This is a genomic window from Embleya sp. NPDC008237 (genome assembly GCF_042956465.1).
Classification (GTDB): Bacteria; Actinomycetota; Actinomycetes; order Streptomycetales; family Streptomycetaceae; genus Embleya.
This window is the reverse complement of record NZ_JBIBGL010000004.1, coordinates 635613-650835: the sequence shown is the minus strand read 5'-3', so window position 1 is coordinate 650835 and position 15223 is coordinate 635613. Positions and strand designations below refer to the sequence as shown.

Genomic DNA, 15223 nt, shown 5'->3' with positions numbered 1-15223 from the left:
CGGCTCCGCGCCGCCCGCGCCACGCCATACCGGAGAACGGCCGACGACAACCACCGCGCGGCCGCTTCCCCGGCCTGCCGAGACCCGGCACCGGACGGCGTGGGGTGGTGTGCCGAGATCCGCGGACGGGACCCCGGGCGAACCGACCCCACCGGAGTCCGCCGGACGGGGCGGGGCCGGGCCGGGCACGGGCGACGGCCTACGAACCGCGTGTTTCCACCCCGCGGGAGGCGTCCGTCTGGGATATTGCGGGCGAGCGCGATCGCCCACACCCGGAACGGAAACGGAAACGGTGACCATGACGCCCGACCGCCACGCCTTCGGTGCCACGCACGACCCGACCCGCCTGTCCGTCCGCCGCCACCGGCCGGCCTCCGCGAGCCGGCGGCGCCCACTGCGCCTGCGAGTCGCCGCAGTCGCCGTCGCGGGCCTGGCGATCATCGGGGCCGGCTCGGCCGACGCCTCCGCCGCCGCCTCGGACACGCCGCCGACGCCCACCCTGGCCTGGGCCCCCTGCGCGCAGGACGCGACCTTCGACTGCGCGAACGCCACGGTGCCGCTGGACTATCGCGACCCGCGCGGCCGCACGCTCACCCTGGCGGTGATCCGGCACAAGGCCGCGGATCCGACCCGGCGGCTGGGCACCCTGGTCATGCAGCCGGGCGGGCCGGGCAACTCCGGCGTCGACTTCGTCCGCGGCAACCACGCCGCGCTGCCCGCCGAACTGCGCGAGCGATTCGACGTGTTCGGCTTCGACGCGCGCGGGATCGCGCGCAGCGCGCCGTACGAGTGCTGGGACGACGCCCGCTACACCCAGGAGATCGCGCAGTCGCCGGGACACCCGGGCCCAGGTGGGTACGAACGGGCGGTGTCCACCGCGCGGGACTTCGACGCCGCCTGTGCGAGCAAGGCCGGCGACGTACTGCCCTTCATGGGCACCGACTACGTCGCCCGCGACCTGGACCTGCTGCGCCGGGCACTGGGGGAGCGCCGGCTCTCCTTCTACGGACGTTCGTTCGGCAGCTTCGTCGGCACCGTCTACGCCGACCGCTACCCGGGACGGGTCCGCGCCATGGTGCTCGACGGCGCCTACGACCCGGTGCACTACGCGAGCCGCCCCTACGAGTACGACCGGCCGCAATACCTCGCGCTCGACGGCGCGATGGGCCGCTTCCTCGACTGGTGCGGCAGCGATCCGGCCGGCTGCGGATTCGGCGGCGGCGACGCGCGCGGCGCCTTCGACCGCCTGATCGACGAACTCGACGCCCATCCGGTCGCCACCCCCTCCGGAGCCCTCGCCAACGGCTACACCCTGGCCTATCGGTTGATGTTCAACATCAACGAGGGCAAGGCGGTGTGGCCCGCGTTCGGTGCGGCGCTGCGCCAGGCGGAACTGCGCGACGGGACCGCGTTCCTGCTCCGCCCGCCGTCGCCGGCGAGCTTCGACTTTCTCACCGCCAACATCGCCGTCGAGTGCGTCGACCGGGTCTACCCCCAGGACATGGCCCGGCTCGAGCGCAACGTGCGCGCCAACGTGCGCGACGCACCGCTGCTCGGCCCGGCCATCGGCTTCGGGCCGCCCACCTACGACCACAACCACGCCCCGGCCTGCGTGCAGTGGACCGGGGAGCGGGTCAGCCGGCATCAGGGCTCCTACCGCGCACGTGGCTCGGCGCCCATCCTGGTCCTGGGCACCACCGGCGACCCGGACACCCCGTATCGAGACGCGGTCGCGCTGGCCGAACGGCTGGACAACGCTCGGCTGCTCACCTTCCGTGCCGAGGGACACACCGCGTTCGGTCGCAGCGGGTGTGCCAAGGCGGCGGCGACGGCCTACCTGGTCGACCTGAAGCTGCCGCCGCCGGGCACGGTCTGCGCCGACGAGGCGGATCCGACCGGCACGCCGGCCGTGGCCCGCACGACGCGCACGGATGCCCCCGGCGCCGACGAAGGGTTCGAACGAATCGGCTGACCGGGCCCGCCGATCGCCGCAGTGCGGGCGGTGCACACCTCGCGCATCCGGGACCGGTGCCGGCATCGACAGGGTGCCCATCGTCGGGGTCCCCGGTTTCGACGAAATGTTGCCTCGATAGGCTGACGGGCACGATCCCCGGCTTCGCCGGCCGACGGGAACACCCGTGCCGCGTCGCGTGTTCTTTCCTCCGCAGCAGGTCGAGGAGTCAGGAGTGGTGACATGAGTACTCAGGTGGAGAAGGCGGTTCTGGCCGGCGGATGCTTCTGGGGGATGCAGGACCTCGTCCGCAAACAACCGGGCGTGACGGCCACCAGGGTCGGCTATTCCGGCGGTGACGTGCCGAACGCGACCTACCGCAACCACGGCGACCATGCCGAGGCGATCGAGATCCTCTTCGATCCGTCGGTGACGACATACCGCGACATCCTGGAGTTCTTCTTCCAGATCCACGACCCGACCACCCGCGATCGCCAGGGCAACGACATCGGCCGGAGCTACCGCTCGGCGATCTACTACGCCGACGAGCAGCAGCGCGCGACGGCCGTCGAGACCATCGCGGACGTGCAGGCCAGCGGCCTGTGGCCGGGCGATGTGGTGACCGAACTGGAGCCGCTGGGCGACTTCTGGCAGGCCGAGCCCGAACACCAGGACTACCTGGAGCGCTACCCGAACGGCTACACCTGCCACTTCCCGCGCCCCGGCTGGAAGCTGCCGCGGCGCGCCGGCGCCTGAGCGCAGCCCGCCGCGCCCCGCACCGGACCCCGGTCCCGGTCCCGGTGCGGGGCGCCGCCGTGTCCGGACCGGGCGCGTGGAACTGCGGACCGGCCGACCGGGCGGGTGGAACCGGGCACCGACCGGGCGCGTGGAACTGCGGACCGACCGGCCGCGTCCCCCACCGCGGATCGACGTAGAGTCTCCCTCCCCACCTCCGGGGGGCCGGCGAACGCGGGACGGCACACCATGACCACGACTCCAGGAATCGACGACGAGGGCCGGGGCCGGGACGCGGGCGAGCCGGCGCGCATCCTCGTCGTCGACGACGACCCCGCCATCCGCCGCGCCCTCGAACGCGGCCTGCGTCTGGCGGGCTACCGGGTGCTGCTCGCCTCCGACGGCGCCGCCGCGCTCGCGGTCACCGGCACCGCCGAGCACCCGACACCCCGCGCGCCGCACGTGATCGTCCTGGACGTGGCCATGCCCGGCTGCTCCGGCATCGAGGTCTGCGCCACGCTGCGCTCCCGAGGCATCGAGACCCCGGTTTTGATGTTGTCCGCCCGGGACGAGACGGCCGACCGGATCACCGGCCTGGAATCGGGCGCGGACGACTACCTGGTCAAACCGTTCGACCTGCGCGAACTCGAACTCCGCCTGCGGGCGCTGCTACGCCGCCGGCCCCCGACCGCCCCGGGCGATGCGGTGCTCCGGGCCGGCCCGCTCGTGCTGGACGCCGCCGCTCATCTGGCCACCCACGAGGGCGAGCCGGTGAACCTGACCAGGCGCGAGTTCGCCCTGCTGGACGTGTTCGTACGCAACGCCGGCCAGGTGCTGACCCGTGATCAACTGCTGGCCCGGGTCTGGGGATACGACTTCGAGGTCCGCACCGACGTGGTCGACACCTTCGTCAGCTACCTGCGCCGCAAGCTGGAGGCCGGCGGCCGGCCACGCCTGCTGCACACCGTGCGCGGAGTCGGCTTCGTGCTGCGCGTGCCGGGCGGCCGGGGATGACCCTTCCCGACAAGCGCGCGGCCGGAGCCCGCCGCCGGCCGACCATGCGGCTGTCCACCCGGATCGCGCTGGCCGTGGGCGTGCTCGTCCCGCTCCTGGTGATCGCCGCGGGAACCCTGGTCGTGCGCTGGGCCACCGCCGACGTGACCCACCGTCAGGACGCGGCCCTGCGGCAACGCGCCGACCACCTCGCACCCGACGCGCGGGCACTGCTGCGCGCCGTGGAGAACGATCGGGAGAACGCGGTCCGGGCCCGGGAGAACAAGCTGCTCGACGGTGCGCTCGACCTGGGCGTGCGGATCGAACTGCCCGGCGGACCGGTGTCCGCGGGACCGCAACCGCCGCCGGACGTGCCGCTGCCGGACGCGCGGCGCCGCGGCCCGGTCACGGTCCGCGCGGACGGCAAGGCCTGGCGCATGGTCACCCGTCCGCTCGGCGCGGGCCGCGGGGGCGGGAGCACCCTGCGGGTGTTCCAGCCGACCTCCGAGACGGACGCGCGGACGGCACTGCTGCGTCGGCGGGTACTCGTCGTGGCCGCGTTCGCCGTACCGATCTCCGCGCTGGCCGGCCTCGCCGTCGGCGCCGGCGCGACCCGCTCGCTGCGCGCCCTGCGTCGGCGTGCGGCCGCGATCGAGCCGGACGACGACGCGCGCCCGGATGTACACCTGCCGTCCGGCGTGGCCGAGGTGGACGACCTGGGCCGCACGCTCGCGGCGGTGCTCGGTCGCTACGACGCGCAGACCGCCCGCACCCGCGAAGCACTGGAGACGGCACGCGCGTTCGCCGCGACGGTGGACCACGAACTGCGCGGGCCGCTCACCGGCATCCGGACCGACCTGGACGTGCTCGCCGCCTATCCCGACCTGACGTCGGCCGAACGCGCCGAGATCCTCGGCGACGTCACGGCCGGGCAGGAGCGCATCCTGTCCCTGCTGGCGTCGCTGCGTGCGCTCGCCCAGGGGGATCTGGCCGACGGGCAGACCTTCGAGCGGGTCGACCTGGGCGAACTGGCGCACGAGGCGGCCCGCGACGCGCGCATGCGGCATCCGGACGCGGACGTGGCGGTGTCCGCCCCGCAGGAGATCCGAGTGGACGGCCTGCGGCCGGGGCTGCGGCTGCTCCTGGACAACCTGATCGGCAACGCGCTCGTACACGGACGCGGACCGGACGGCGCGGCCTCGATCCGCATCGGCGTCGACGTCGACCCGGACGGCGCCCGGATCCGGGTGGACGACGACGGGCCGGGAATACCGGTCGAGCGGCGCAACGAGGTGTTCGAGCGATTCCGTCGCGGCCCGGACAGCCCGGGGGCCGGCCTGGGCCTGACCCTGGTCGCCCAGCAGGTGGCGCTGCACCGGGGGCACGTCGCCGTGGGCACCGCGCCGCCCGGCTCCGGCACCCGCATCGAGGTGCGGCTGCCGCTGCGGCGCCCCGACGAACCGGCCGGCGGGACCGGGGGGATCCGGCACGACTGGCTGATCCGCGAGCCGGCGGAAACCACGCAGCGGAGGTGACCGGCGGCGCGGCACCAGGTGTATCGACCACGAGCTTTGTTGACGGAGTCGGGTCTTGATCATGGCGAAGACCTCCGGACAGTCCCGGTCGGGTCGGGCTCCGGGTCGCCGTCCCGCAGGCGCGAGTCGGCGCCGGTCACTGGAACTGGTGTCGGCTCGGCCCGGTTCGGCTTCGTCTCGACCACCGGATCGGGCCCCGGCCGGGCTTCCCGACGGGAACTGCGTCGGGCCCACAAGAACCCCACAGACAGCCCACAGGAAGCCCACAGAACGGGGTCATACCGTCTCGGCACGCCACTCCGCAGCGGGGTGGTGAACCGTGAAACTCGGGAGAACCACCATGTCTCGCCGTAGCACGACCGCACCCAAACGATTCGCGACGCTCGGCGCCCTCGCGGCCCTGACGACGATCGCTGCCCTGGCCGCGGCACCCGCCGCGCAGGCCGGCGCCATGCCCGGTGCCGACAAGCACAAGCCGGGCATCTGCAAGCGCGTCCCCGCCATCGACGCCCGACTGGGCAAGGCGATCGATCGGCTGAACGGCGCCGCCGCCGTGAAGGGGTCCATCGCTCACCTTCAGGAGCGGATCGCCACCGCGGACAAGCTGGACCGCCCGGCGGTCAAGACCTACCTGAACGACAAGTTGGCCACCCGGCAGCGCCTGCTGCCGGAACTCCAGAAGCGCCGGACCGACCTGGCGAGCGTGAAGACCTGGTGCGACGCCCAGCAGCCCGCCGCAGGCAAGTGACCGGCCGACGTCCCCGTCGGGCGGTCGCCGTGCTGATCGCGGTCCTCGCGCTCGGTCCGGCGCTGAACGCATGCGGCGGATCGCACGACGACAACGGCGGCGGCCGGGCTCCGGCCGGCACTCGGGCCACTCCCACCGACCTGCCGTCGGAACTGGCGTCGATCGTGGGCGAGGCGGAGCAGGCGGCCGACCGAGCGGACCGGGACGCCGAAGCGCCGGAGACCCCGCCGGGCTGACCCGGACCGGCGAGCCGCTCCGTGCTGGGCGGCTCGCCGGCACGGCGGCGACCCACGACGCGGTCGACCCCGAAGCGACCGCGTCGCCTACCCCGCGACCACCGGTTCGGCCGGCTCCCCGGCCGGGACCCGCACCGCGACGAAGGACGGCGTACGCCGCAGCCGGAAACCCAACGACTCGTACAGCCGGATCGCGGTCACGTTCTCGGCCGCCGCGTGTAGGAACGGCGTCTCGCCGCGTGCGGTGATGCCGGCCACCAACGCCAGGACCAGGCGGCCCGCCAGGCCCTGCCCGCGCCACGCCGGATCCGTGCACACCGCGCTTATCTCGGTCCAGCCCGGCGGATGCAGCCGCTCCCCGGCCATCGCGATCAGCGCGCCGTCGCGGCGCACCCCCAGATAGGTGCCCAACTCGATGGTCCGGGGCAGGAACGGGCCCGGTCGGGTGCGTGCGACCAGGTCGAGCATCTCGGGCACGTCGTCGGCGGCGAGCCGCACGAGCGAGTCGTCCGGCCGCCCGGCGACGGCGTCGCCCAGCATCTGCACCCCGCCGATCCGCATCACCACCTCCCACGGGGCCGGCGGGCGCAAGGCATCGCCGTCGGCCAGCGGCAGGACGGCACCCGGAGCCGCCAGTGCGGCCAGATCCGCCCAGTCCGCCGGGCCCGGATCATCCGGCAGGGCCGCGAACGGCGCCACATCGGGGAGATAGCGCACGACCCGACCTCTGCGTTCGGCGAGCCCGGCGTGCGGGCCGGTCAGGGACGAGTAGGCCACGTTGTCCAACACGCGCACGTCGTTCATGCCGTGCCGACCGTCACTCGGGATGGGGACATCGTCGATCCACTCCGCTCTCGCGTCGTCTGGGGGAGGGCGGTCGGGCCAGTGCCCACGCGCCGAACTCGGCGACGTCACACCGCACATCCGTGGCCCTGCGGGAAAAAGGTCGCGCCGGATGCGGCCGGCGGCGCACCGGTCGGCCGGTCGGCGGGCTTGTTCGACCGGCTCCGATACGGCGCAAGCGCACGGCGCGGTCGGGTGGCACCGATCGTGCGGCTCAGAAGGAGCCGGGCAGCGCGGATCGACACGCGGCACTGCTCACCCGCAGCAGGTCGATGTGCCTGCGGGTCGCCAACCGGATCCGAGCCTGCATGATCGGCAGGTTACGAGCTTGATCGCGCCCCGTCAAAGGGTGTCCACGACTCGACGCACCCACACCGCTCGGCCGCCGGCCCGCCGGATCCGCCCCTTCGGGGCGCCGCTCGCGGCAGCGGTAAGACGCCTGCCCCGCCCGGTTGTTGCCGCCGTCCGGGTCGATGGACAAGACCCCGAGGGCTGCGTTAGCGTCGCGATGTCGGCCGGGATCGGTCGTCGCCGCAGTACGTGTCACGAGTGCCAACGTTCAGCCCCGGCTTGTTGGTCGGCAACCCTCCTCCGCGACGGGGTGCCCCGGGTGAGGACACGGCCGCGCGTCTTTCGCGTGGCAACGCGGGGCCCGCCTCGAACGGGCCCGGGGGCAAGGGGACGATGTGATGGACAGGTGGGTGAACGCGCCGCAGCGCCGCGCCGCCGCATCCGTCGTGCCCACCGTGCCGACCCTGGCCGCCCACCGGACGAACTCCCTTGGCCGACAGGTCAATTCACCCCGGGCCCGACTGACCCGGCGGCTGTTCATCGACCTGCGCCGTTCCGCCGGCTCCCTGTGTCACTGACCCGCTAAGGCTTCTTCGATCCCCGCGCTCGACGGGAGATCGGACGGCGCTCCCGCGGTCGCGTCGGCATGCCGCTCCACCGGCGAGCCGCGCCCGGCCCGCGCTCCCGCGCCGATTCCGCCGCGCCGGATGAACCCACTGCGGACCACCTCGAGTTCGCCGCCGCAGGGGCGTTCGGGCATCGGCATCCGTGCGCCCGGCAAGCGGAACCCCTGGCGCCCGGTCACCGCGATACACGCCCGCCCGACCCCGGTGTGACCGGCGCAGTCCCGCATTCGCCGACGGATCAGCGTCCGCCGGCCCTGCCGTGACGCCCGCTCGCCCGCGGTCCGCCTCGTTTCTCCGTCCGTGACGCAACCTGCCCCACCGGCGACACCCACCGATCTAGCGCGACGTACCGACCCTGCGCCACGCAGGGACCCCACCACCCACCGACCCCCCCCAACCACCCACAAACCCGCGTCAGCCACTCACCGGAAAGCGAGATCCACCCATGACGACCACCCCGAACACCCCCGGCCCGCTGCACCTGGCCGTCGCGCTGGACGGCGCCGGCTGGCACCCGGCCGCCTGGCGCGAACCCGACGCCCGTCCGGCCGAGTTGTTCACCGCCCGCTACTGGACCGACCTGGTCGCCGAGGCGGAGGCGGGTCTGCTCGACTTCGTCACCATCGAGGACGCGCTCTCGCTGCAATCCACCCGCTTCGACGGCCCCGACACCCGCACCGACCAGGTCCGGGGCCGACTCGACGCGGTGCTGATCGCCGCGCGCGTCGCGCCCACGACCGAACACATCGGACTGGTTCCGACCGCCACCGTCACGCATACCGAGCCGTTTCACGTCTCCAAGGCGATCGCCACCCTCGACTTCGTCAGCCTCGGCCGCGCCGGGTGGCGCGCCCAGGTGTCCCGACCGGCCGAGAACGCGCACTTCGGCCGCCGCGAGCACAGGCCGTTCACCGTCGAAGACCTCGATCGGCCGGACGTGGCGGCCACGGTCGCGGAGAACTTCGCCGAGGCACAGGACTTCGTCGAGGTGGTGCGCCGACTGTGGGACAGCTGGGAGGACGGCGCGGAGATCCGCGACGCGGCCACCGGCCGGTTCATCGACCGCGGCAAGCTGCACTACATCGACTTCGTCGGGCCCCGGTTCCGGGTCCGCGGCCCCTCGATCGTGCCGCGCCCGCCGCAGGGGCAGCCGCTGGTCACCGTACTGGCCCATGCCACGGTGCCGTACCGGCTCGGTGCCCGCTCCGCCGACGTGGTGTACGTGACGCCGCGCGACCACGACGACGCCCGCGCCATCGTCACCGAGATCCGCGCCGAACAACGGGCCGCGCAAAGGGAGTCGGAGACCGTACACGTCTTCGGCGACCTGGTCGTCCTCCTCGACGAGAGCGCCGCCGCGGCCCGCGACCGCAAGGCGCGGCTGGACGAGCTCGACGGCGCCGAATACGACAGTGACGCACTCGTGTTCACCGGCACCGCCGCCGACCTCGCCGATCTCCTCCAGGACTGGCAGCACGCCGGCCTGACCGGATTCCGGCTGCGCCCGGCCGCGTTGCCGCACGACCTGCACGCCATCACCCGCGACCTGGTGCCCGAACTGCAACGCCGCGGTGCCTTCCGCACCGCCTACGAGGCCGGTTCGCTGCGCTCTCGACTCGGCCTGCCGCGCCCGGACAGCCGCTATGCCACGCCCACGGCGGCGGCCTCGTGACCCGCACCGCCACCACCATCCACCACAGCGCCGTCCCGGCCACCGTCCGAAGGGACCCATCCCGATGAGCACCTCGCGCAAGCAGATCATTCTCGGCGCCTACGTGGGAGGCGTGAACCACCACACCGTGTGGTCCGATCCCGAAGCCGGCAGCCAGATCGACTTCTCCACCTTCAGGCACGTCGCCCGGACCGCCGAACGCGGCCGATTCGACTTCTTCTTCCTCGCCGAGGGCCTGGCCCTGCGCGAACGCCTGGGCCTGATCTTCGACCAGGACGTGGTCGGGCGCCCCGACACACTGCCCGTGCTCGGCGCGCTGGCCGCCGTCACCGAACACCTGGGCCTGATCGGCACGATCAACGCCACCTTCAACGAACCCTACGAACTGGCCCGCCAGTTGAGCAGCCTCGACCACCTGTCCGGCGGTCGGGCGGGCTGGAACGTGGTCACCTCCTTCGATGCGTTCACCGGCGCGAACTTCCGCCGCGGCGGTTTCCTGGACCGCAAGGACCGCTACACCCGGGCCGGCGAGTTCCTGGCCGCCGCCCGTGAACTGTGGGACTCCTGGGCGGCGGACGCGGTGGCCGCCGACCGGGACACGGGCGTCTTCCTGCGCGATGCCAAGGCCGGCGAATTCGCTTTCTCCGGAGAGCAGTTCGACATCTCGGGGCGGTTCGGTACGCCGCGCGGCCCGCAGGGCCGGCCGGTGATCCTCCAGGCCGGCGTCTCGCCGCAGGGCCGCGACTTCGCCGCCGGTGGAGCCGACGCGATCTTCTCGCCCTACCACCGCCTCGACGAGGCGCAGGCGTTCTACCGCGACATCCAGGCCCGAGCCGGCCGCCTGGGCAGGCCCGCCGGCTCGGTCAAGCTGCTGCCGCACGCATCCTTCGTACTCGGCGAGAGCGAAGCCGACGCCGTCGAGCGACACCGCGACATCACCCGGCGCCAGATCGGCGGACGCACCGCACAGATCCTGCTGGAGACGGTCTGGAACCGCGACCTGTCCGGCTACGACCCGGACGGCCCGCTGCCCGACGTGGACCCCGACCCCGACGGCCCACCCCTGGTGCAGGGCCGGGCGCGGATCGCCGAGGACGCGCATCGCCGGGTCGCCGAATGGCGCGCGCTGGCCGAGGCGAACAAGTACTCGCTGCGCGACCTGGCCATCCACGTGTTCGGCCGCACCGAGTTCGTCGGCACGCCCGACCAAGTGGCCGAGCGGATCGACACGTTCGTCCAACAGGACGGCTCGAACGGCTTCATCCTCGGCTCCTACCTGACCCCCACCGGCCTGGACGAGTTCGTCGACAGGGTCGTTCCGCTGCTCCAGGAACGCGGCTCGCTGCGTACCGACTACACCGGCGGCACACTCCGCGAGAACCTGGGCATCCCACCGGTCGAGCAGGCGGGTGCCATCGCGCGCGTGGCGTGATGCGCCCGGGCCGGGGACGGGAGCGGCCCGTTCCGTCCCCGGCCCGGCCGGTTCACCCGTTGGGCACCCAGTCCAACGTGCGCTCCACCGCCCGCTTCCAGTCGGCGTACCCGCTCTCGCGGCGCTCGCCATCCCATTCCGGTTCCCAGCGGGCGTCCTGATTCCAGTTGGCCCGCAACTCGTCCGTGTCCCGCCAGAAACCGACCGCGAGACCGGCGGCGTACGCCGCGCCCAGCGCTGTGGTCTCGGGAACCGTCGGCCGGATCACCGGCACACCCAGCACGTCGGCCTGGATCTGCATGCACAGGCTGTTGTCGGTGACCCCGCCGTCCACCTTCAACACGCTCAGCGCCACCCCGGAATCCTTGGCCATCGCATCCACCACGTCCCGGCTCTGGTAGCAGATCGCCTCCAGCGTGGCCCGGGCGATGTGGCCCACGTCGTGGTAGCGGGCCAGGCCGACGATCGCGCCGCGTGCGTCGCTGCGCCAGTACGGCGCGAACAGGCCGGAGAAGGCCGGCACGAAGTACACCCCGGCGGTGTCCTCGACCTGCCGGGCCAGGGTCTCGCTGTCCTCGGCCTTCTTGATGATGTGCAACTGGTCGCGCAGCCACTGCACCGCCGACCCGGTCACCGCGATCGACCCCTCCAGCGCGTACACCGGGTCCTGACCCGCGAAGTGGTAGGCGACCGTGGTGAGCAGGCCGTGCTCGGAGCGCACGATGCGGTTGCCCGTGTTGAGGAGCATGAAGTTGCCGGTGCCGTAGGTGTTCTTCGCCTCGCCCTCGGCGAAGCACACCTGGCCCACCGTGGCCGCGTGCTGGTCGCCCAACGTGCCGGTCAGCGGAATCCCCACCAGCGGACTCGCGTCGGGTGACCTGCCGTAGCCGTCCGGGTAGCTCGACGGGCGGATCGTGGGCAACATGCCGCGCGGGATGTCGAAGAACGACAACAACTCGTCGTCCCAGTCCAGCGTGCGCAGGTCCATCAACATCGTGCGCGAGGCGTTGGTGACGTCGGTGACGTGCACCCCGCCGCGGGCCCCGCCGGTCAGGTTCCACAACAACCACGTGTCGATGGTGCCGAAGATCGCGTCGCCGCGCTCGGCGTCCCGGCGCACGCCGTCGACGTTCTCCAGGATCCACTGCACCTTGCCCGCCGCGAAGTACGTCGACGGCGGCAGACCGGCCTTCGCCCGGATCACCTCGCCGCGACCGTCCTCGTCCAACGCGCGGGCGATCCGGTCGGTGCGGGTGTCCTGCCAGACGATCGCGTTGTAGTACGGCCTGCCGGTGTGCCGATTCCACACCACCGTGGTCTCGCGCTGATTGGTGATGCCCAGTGCGGCGAAGTCCGCGGGCGTGAGGTTGTGGTGATTGAGCCCACTGGCGATCACCGAACGGGTGCGCTCCCAGATCTCCACCGGGCTGTGCTCCACCCACCCCGCCCGCGGCATGATCTGCCGATGCTCCAACTGCTCGCGCCCGACCACGGTGCCGCCGTGATCGAAGACCATGAACCGGGTACTGCTGGTGCCCTGGTCGATTGCCGCGACGAAATCCGCCATCTCGAATCCTCCACTGTGGCGACGCCCGGACCTGTCCGCGCGGCGTCGGATGTGCCGTACGGCCGTCAGTCGGCTTCGACCACTCTGCCCGCCGGTTGCTCCGATGTGGGCAGGAACGGCGCGATCAACCAGCGGTAGAGCCCCGCGCCGAGCAGACCGCCGATCAACGGCCCGACGATCGGTACCCAGAAGTACAGGTTGCCGTACTGATCGCGCCACGCACCGCCGTATCCGGTCAGGAAACTGGCCAGCCTCGGGCCGAAGTCGCGGGCCGGGTTGATCGCGTAGCCGGCGTCGGTACCGAACGCCATCCCGATCGCGACCACCAACAGGCCCGTGAGCAGCGCGCCGAGATTGGCCTTGGGCGCGGTGTTGAGCACGTCCGTCAGCGCCATGATCACCAGCAGCAGGATCGCGGTGCCGATGATCTGGTCGCGCAGCGCACCCCATTCGCTGACCGGGAACGTGCCGTTGCCCGGCAGCGTGGAGAAGACCGTCTGGGTCTTGATCGTGTGCCCGGGATCGGCCTGGGCCAGCACCTCGGTGTAGTTCCAGCGCACCAGCAGGGCCGCGACGAACGCCCCCGCGGTCTGCGCGAGCGCGTACGGCGCCACCTTGTGCCACGGGAAGCCGCGGAAGGCCGCGAGCGCCACCGTCACCGCCGGATTCAGGTGCGCGCCCGAGGTGCGCGCGGCGATGTACACCCCGAACGTCACCCCCAGGCCCCAGGCCCACGCGATGCTGTCGTGATTGCCCAGGTCTGCCGCGGCGACCTGGGCCACCACGCCGGCGCCGAACAGGATGAGCACCATCGTGCCGACGAACTCGGCGACCAACTCGCCGCCGAGCTCCCACCGCTCGCTCGGCGGCCCGGCCGGGGCCGCCCGCCGGGCCCCGGTGTCCGGCGCCGCGCCCGCGCTCACGGCGCCGGGACGATGTCGGGGGCGCCCAGCCGCGCCGCATCGGCGGTGAGGTCGTCCGGTTGTCGCTGCGCGTCGCGTTCGGCCTCGACCCGTTTCCCGTAGTGCGTGATCTCGTCGCGGATCTGCTGCTCGTCCCAACCCAGCGGCCCGGCCATCAGCCGCGCCGCGATCTCGGCGGCCTCCACGCCGCGATCCCACGACTCGATCGAGGCCCGAGTGCGCCGGGTCAGCACGTCGTCCAGGTGGTGTGCGCCCTCGTGGGTGACCGCGTACACCACCTCGGCTCGCAGATAGTCGTCCGCACCGGGCAATGGCGTGGCCAACTCCGGGTCTCCTTCGATGAGTTCGAGCACCTCGCCGATCATCGAGCCGTACCGGGCGAGCAGGTGCTCGATCCGCACCACGTGCAGCCCGGACGCCCGGGCCAGGCTGTGTCGGCGATTGCGCAGCGCCTGGTATCCGTCGGCGCCCAGCAGCGGCACGTCGTGGGTCACCGACGGGCCCGGGTGCGCGCCGTCCAGCGTGCGCACCGCCTCGTCCACGGCGTCCTTGGCCATCACGCGATACGTGGTGTACTTGCCGCCGGCGATCACCACCAGGCCCGGGACGGGATGGCCGACCAGGTGCTCCCGGGACAGCTTGCTGGTTTCGGCCGCGTCGCCCGCCAGCAGCGGTCGCAGCCCCGCGTACACGCCCTCCACGTCGTCCCGGGACAGCGGCGTGGCCAGCACCCGGTTGACGTGCTCCAGCAGGTAGTCGATGTCGCGCGAACTCGCCGCGGGGTGCTGCTTGTCGAGGTCCCAGGGGGTGTCGGTGGTCCCGATCAGCCAGTGCCGGCCCCACGGGATCACGAACAGCACGCTGGCCTCGGTGCGCAGGATCAACCCGGACCGCGAGTTCACCCGATCCCGGGGCACGAGCACGTGCACGCCCTTGGACGCGCGTACGTGGAACTGGCCCCGGGTGTCGGCCATCGCCTGGGTGTCGTCGGTCCACACGCCCGTCGCGTTGATCACCTGCTTGGCGTGTACCTCGAACACCCGGCCCGACTCGACGTCGACGACCGTCGCGCCGGTGACCCGCTCGCCCTGCCGGAGGAAGCCGGTGACCCGGGTCCGGTTGGCCACGTGCGCGCCGTACGCGGCGGCCGTACGGGTGATGGTCATGGTGTGCCGGGCGTCGTCCACCTGCGCGTCCCAGTACTGCACCGCGCCGATCAACGCGTCCGACTTGAGCGCGGGCACCTCGCGCAGCGCGCTGCGCCGGGTCAGATGCCGGTGATGCGGCAGGCCCCGGGAGTTGCCGGAGGTCACACCCATCGTGTCGTAGAGCAGCACACCGGCGCCGACGTACAGCCGCTCCCATCCGCGATGGGTCAGCGGATACAGGAACTTCACCGGGCGCACCAGGTGCGGGGCCAGCCGTTGCACCAGCAGGCCGCGTTCGCGCAGCGCCTCCTGGACCAGCCGGAAGTCCAACATCTCCAGGTAGCGCAGCCCGCCGTGGATGAGCTTGCTGGAGCGACTGGAGGTGCCGCTGGCCCAGTCCCGGCCCTCGACCAGGCCCACGCTCAGGCCCCTGGTGACGGCGTCCAGTGCGCACCCGGCGCCGACGACACCCCCGCCGATGACCAGGATGTCCAGCTCGCGGCCGGATCCCATGGCGGTCAGG

At 72.7% G+C, this 15223-nt stretch carries 14 protein-coding genes and 1 riboswitch; of the genes, 9 read left to right on the top strand and 5 right to left on the bottom strand.

Annotation, left to right across the window (positions count from 1 at the left end; genetic code table 11):
* Positions 1-298 precede the first annotated feature (298 nt).
* The 6 genes from ACFZBU_RS13280 (at position 299) to ACFZBU_RS13255 (ending at position 6198) form a co-directional block, all read left to right on the top strand.
* Positions 299-1972 (top strand): alpha/beta hydrolase, encoded by a 1674-nt coding sequence (locus ACFZBU_RS13280; protein WP_391583623.1) that lies wholly within the window; start codon positions 299-301, stop codon positions 1970-1972.
* Between the two features lie 222 nt (positions 1973-2194).
* A complete protein-coding gene (gene msrA / locus ACFZBU_RS13275; protein WP_391583622.1) occupies positions 2195-2707 on the top strand; it encodes a peptide-methionine (S)-S-oxide reductase MsrA in 513 nt (170 codons plus the stop codon).
* A 228-nt stretch (positions 2708-2935) separates the two neighbouring features.
* On the top strand, positions 2936-3700 hold the full coding sequence (locus ACFZBU_RS13270; RefSeq protein WP_391583621.1) for a response regulator transcription factor: 765 nt from the start codon (positions 2936-2938) through the stop codon (positions 3698-3700).
* Positions 3697-5214, top strand: a complete 1518-nt coding sequence (locus tag ACFZBU_RS13265; RefSeq protein WP_391583620.1) for a sensor histidine kinase — start codon at positions 3697-3699, stop codon at positions 5212-5214. Before ACFZBU_RS13270 ends, ACFZBU_RS13265 begins: the two co-directional genes overlap by 4 nt.
* Before the next feature lie 340 nt (positions 5215-5554).
* Complete coding sequence (locus ACFZBU_RS13260; protein WP_391583619.1) at positions 5555-5962, top strand: hypothetical protein; 408 nt, start codon at positions 5555-5557, stop codon at positions 5960-5962.
* Positions 5963-5991: 29 nt separating this feature from the next.
* Positions 5992-6198, top strand: coding sequence for a hypothetical protein (locus tag ACFZBU_RS13255; RefSeq protein ID WP_391583618.1), 207 nt, complete (start codon positions 5992-5994; stop codon positions 6196-6198).
* Between the two features lie 87 nt (positions 6199-6285).
* Here ACFZBU_RS13255 and ACFZBU_RS13250 read toward each other — a convergent pair whose 3' ends face one another.
* Positions 6286-7002, bottom strand: coding sequence for a GNAT family N-acetyltransferase (locus ACFZBU_RS13250; RefSeq protein WP_391583617.1), 717 nt, complete (start codon positions 7000-7002; stop codon positions 6286-6288).
* A gap of 253 nt (positions 7003-7255) precedes the next feature.
* On the bottom strand, positions 7256-7351 hold the full coding sequence (locus ACFZBU_RS13245; RefSeq protein ID WP_391583616.1) for a putative leader peptide: 96 nt from the start codon (positions 7349-7351) through the stop codon (positions 7256-7258).
* Between the two features lie 231 nt (positions 7352-7582).
* Positions 7583-7693: riboswitch (SAM riboswitch) on the top strand.
* Positions 7694-7730: 37 nt separating this feature from the next.
* Here ACFZBU_RS13245 and ACFZBU_RS13240 point away from each other — a divergent pair.
* The 3 genes from ACFZBU_RS13240 to ACFZBU_RS13230 all read left to right on the top strand — a co-directional run bounded on the left by ACFZBU_RS13240 (position 7731) and on the right by ACFZBU_RS13230 (position 11062).
* Entirely contained in the window at positions 7731-7910 is a 180-nt protein-coding gene (locus ACFZBU_RS13240; RefSeq protein ID WP_391583615.1) for a hypothetical protein, read from the top strand.
* 493 nt (positions 7911-8403) lie between these two features.
* A complete protein-coding gene (locus ACFZBU_RS13235) occupies positions 8404-9630 on the top strand; it encodes an LLM class flavin-dependent oxidoreductase (RefSeq protein ID WP_391583614.1) in 1227 nt (408 codons plus the stop codon).
* Between the two features lie 64 nt (positions 9631-9694).
* A complete protein-coding gene (locus tag ACFZBU_RS13230; RefSeq protein WP_391583613.1) occupies positions 9695-11062 on the top strand; it encodes an NtaA/DmoA family FMN-dependent monooxygenase in 1368 nt (455 codons plus the stop codon).
* A 52-nt stretch (positions 11063-11114) separates the two neighbouring features.
* Here the strand turns inward: ACFZBU_RS13230 and glpK are convergent, their stop codons facing one another.
* The 3 genes from glpK to ACFZBU_RS13215 all read right to left on the bottom strand — a co-directional run bounded on the left by glpK (position 11115) and on the right by ACFZBU_RS13215 (position 15213).
* Positions 11115-12629 carry a glycerol kinase GlpK gene (gene glpK / locus ACFZBU_RS13225; protein WP_391583612.1) on the bottom strand — a complete coding sequence of 505 codons (1515 nt, stop codon included), beginning with the start codon at positions 12627-12629 and terminating at the stop codon, positions 11115-11117.
* A 65-nt stretch (positions 12630-12694) separates the two neighbouring features.
* On the bottom strand, positions 12695-13552 hold the full coding sequence (locus ACFZBU_RS13220) for an MIP/aquaporin family protein (protein WP_391583611.1): 858 nt from the start codon (positions 13550-13552) through the stop codon (positions 12695-12697).
* On the bottom strand, positions 13549-15213 hold the full coding sequence (locus tag ACFZBU_RS13215; RefSeq protein ID WP_391583748.1) for a glycerol-3-phosphate dehydrogenase/oxidase: 1665 nt from the start codon (positions 15211-15213) through the stop codon (positions 13549-13551). The genes ACFZBU_RS13220 and ACFZBU_RS13215 overlap by 4 nt, the downstream gene beginning before the upstream one ends.
* Positions 15214-15223: the final 10 nt, after the last annotated feature.

Coding starts and splice junctions, on each gene's coding strand:
- ACFZBU_RS13280 (WP_391583623.1), top strand. CDS start 299: ATGACGCCCGACCGCCACGCCTTCGGTGCCACGCACGACCCGACCCGC.
- msrA (WP_391583622.1), top strand. CDS start 2,195: ATGAGTACTCAGGTGGAGAAGGCGGTTCTGGCCGGCGGATGCTTCTGG.
- ACFZBU_RS13270 (WP_391583621.1), top strand. CDS start 2,936: ATGACCACGACTCCAGGAATCGACGACGAGGGCCGGGGCCGGGACGCG.
- ACFZBU_RS13265 (WP_391583620.1), top strand. CDS start 3,697: ATGACCCTTCCCGACAAGCGCGCGGCCGGAGCCCGCCGCCGGCCGACC.
- ACFZBU_RS13260 (WP_391583619.1), top strand. CDS start 5,555: ATGTCTCGCCGTAGCACGACCGCACCCAAACGATTCGCGACGCTCGGC.
- ACFZBU_RS13250 (WP_391583617.1), bottom strand. CDS start 7,002: ATGAACGACGTGCGCGTGTTGGACAACGTGGCCTACTCGTCCCTGACC.
- ACFZBU_RS13245 (WP_391583616.1), bottom strand. CDS start 7,351: ATGCAGGCTCGGATCCGGTTGGCGACCCGCAGGCACATCGACCTGCTG.
- ACFZBU_RS13240 (WP_391583615.1), top strand. CDS start 7,731: ATGGACAGGTGGGTGAACGCGCCGCAGCGCCGCGCCGCCGCATCCGTC.
- ACFZBU_RS13235 (WP_391583614.1), top strand. CDS start 8,404: ATGACGACCACCCCGAACACCCCCGGCCCGCTGCACCTGGCCGTCGCG.
- ACFZBU_RS13230 (WP_391583613.1), top strand. CDS start 9,695: ATGAGCACCTCGCGCAAGCAGATCATTCTCGGCGCCTACGTGGGAGGC.
- glpK (WP_391583612.1), bottom strand. CDS start 12,629: ATGGCGGATTTCGTCGCGGCAATCGACCAGGGCACCAGCAGTACCCGG.
- ACFZBU_RS13215 (WP_391583748.1), bottom strand. CDS start 15,213: ATGGGATCCGGCCGCGAGCTGGACATCCTGGTCATCGGCGGGGGTGTC.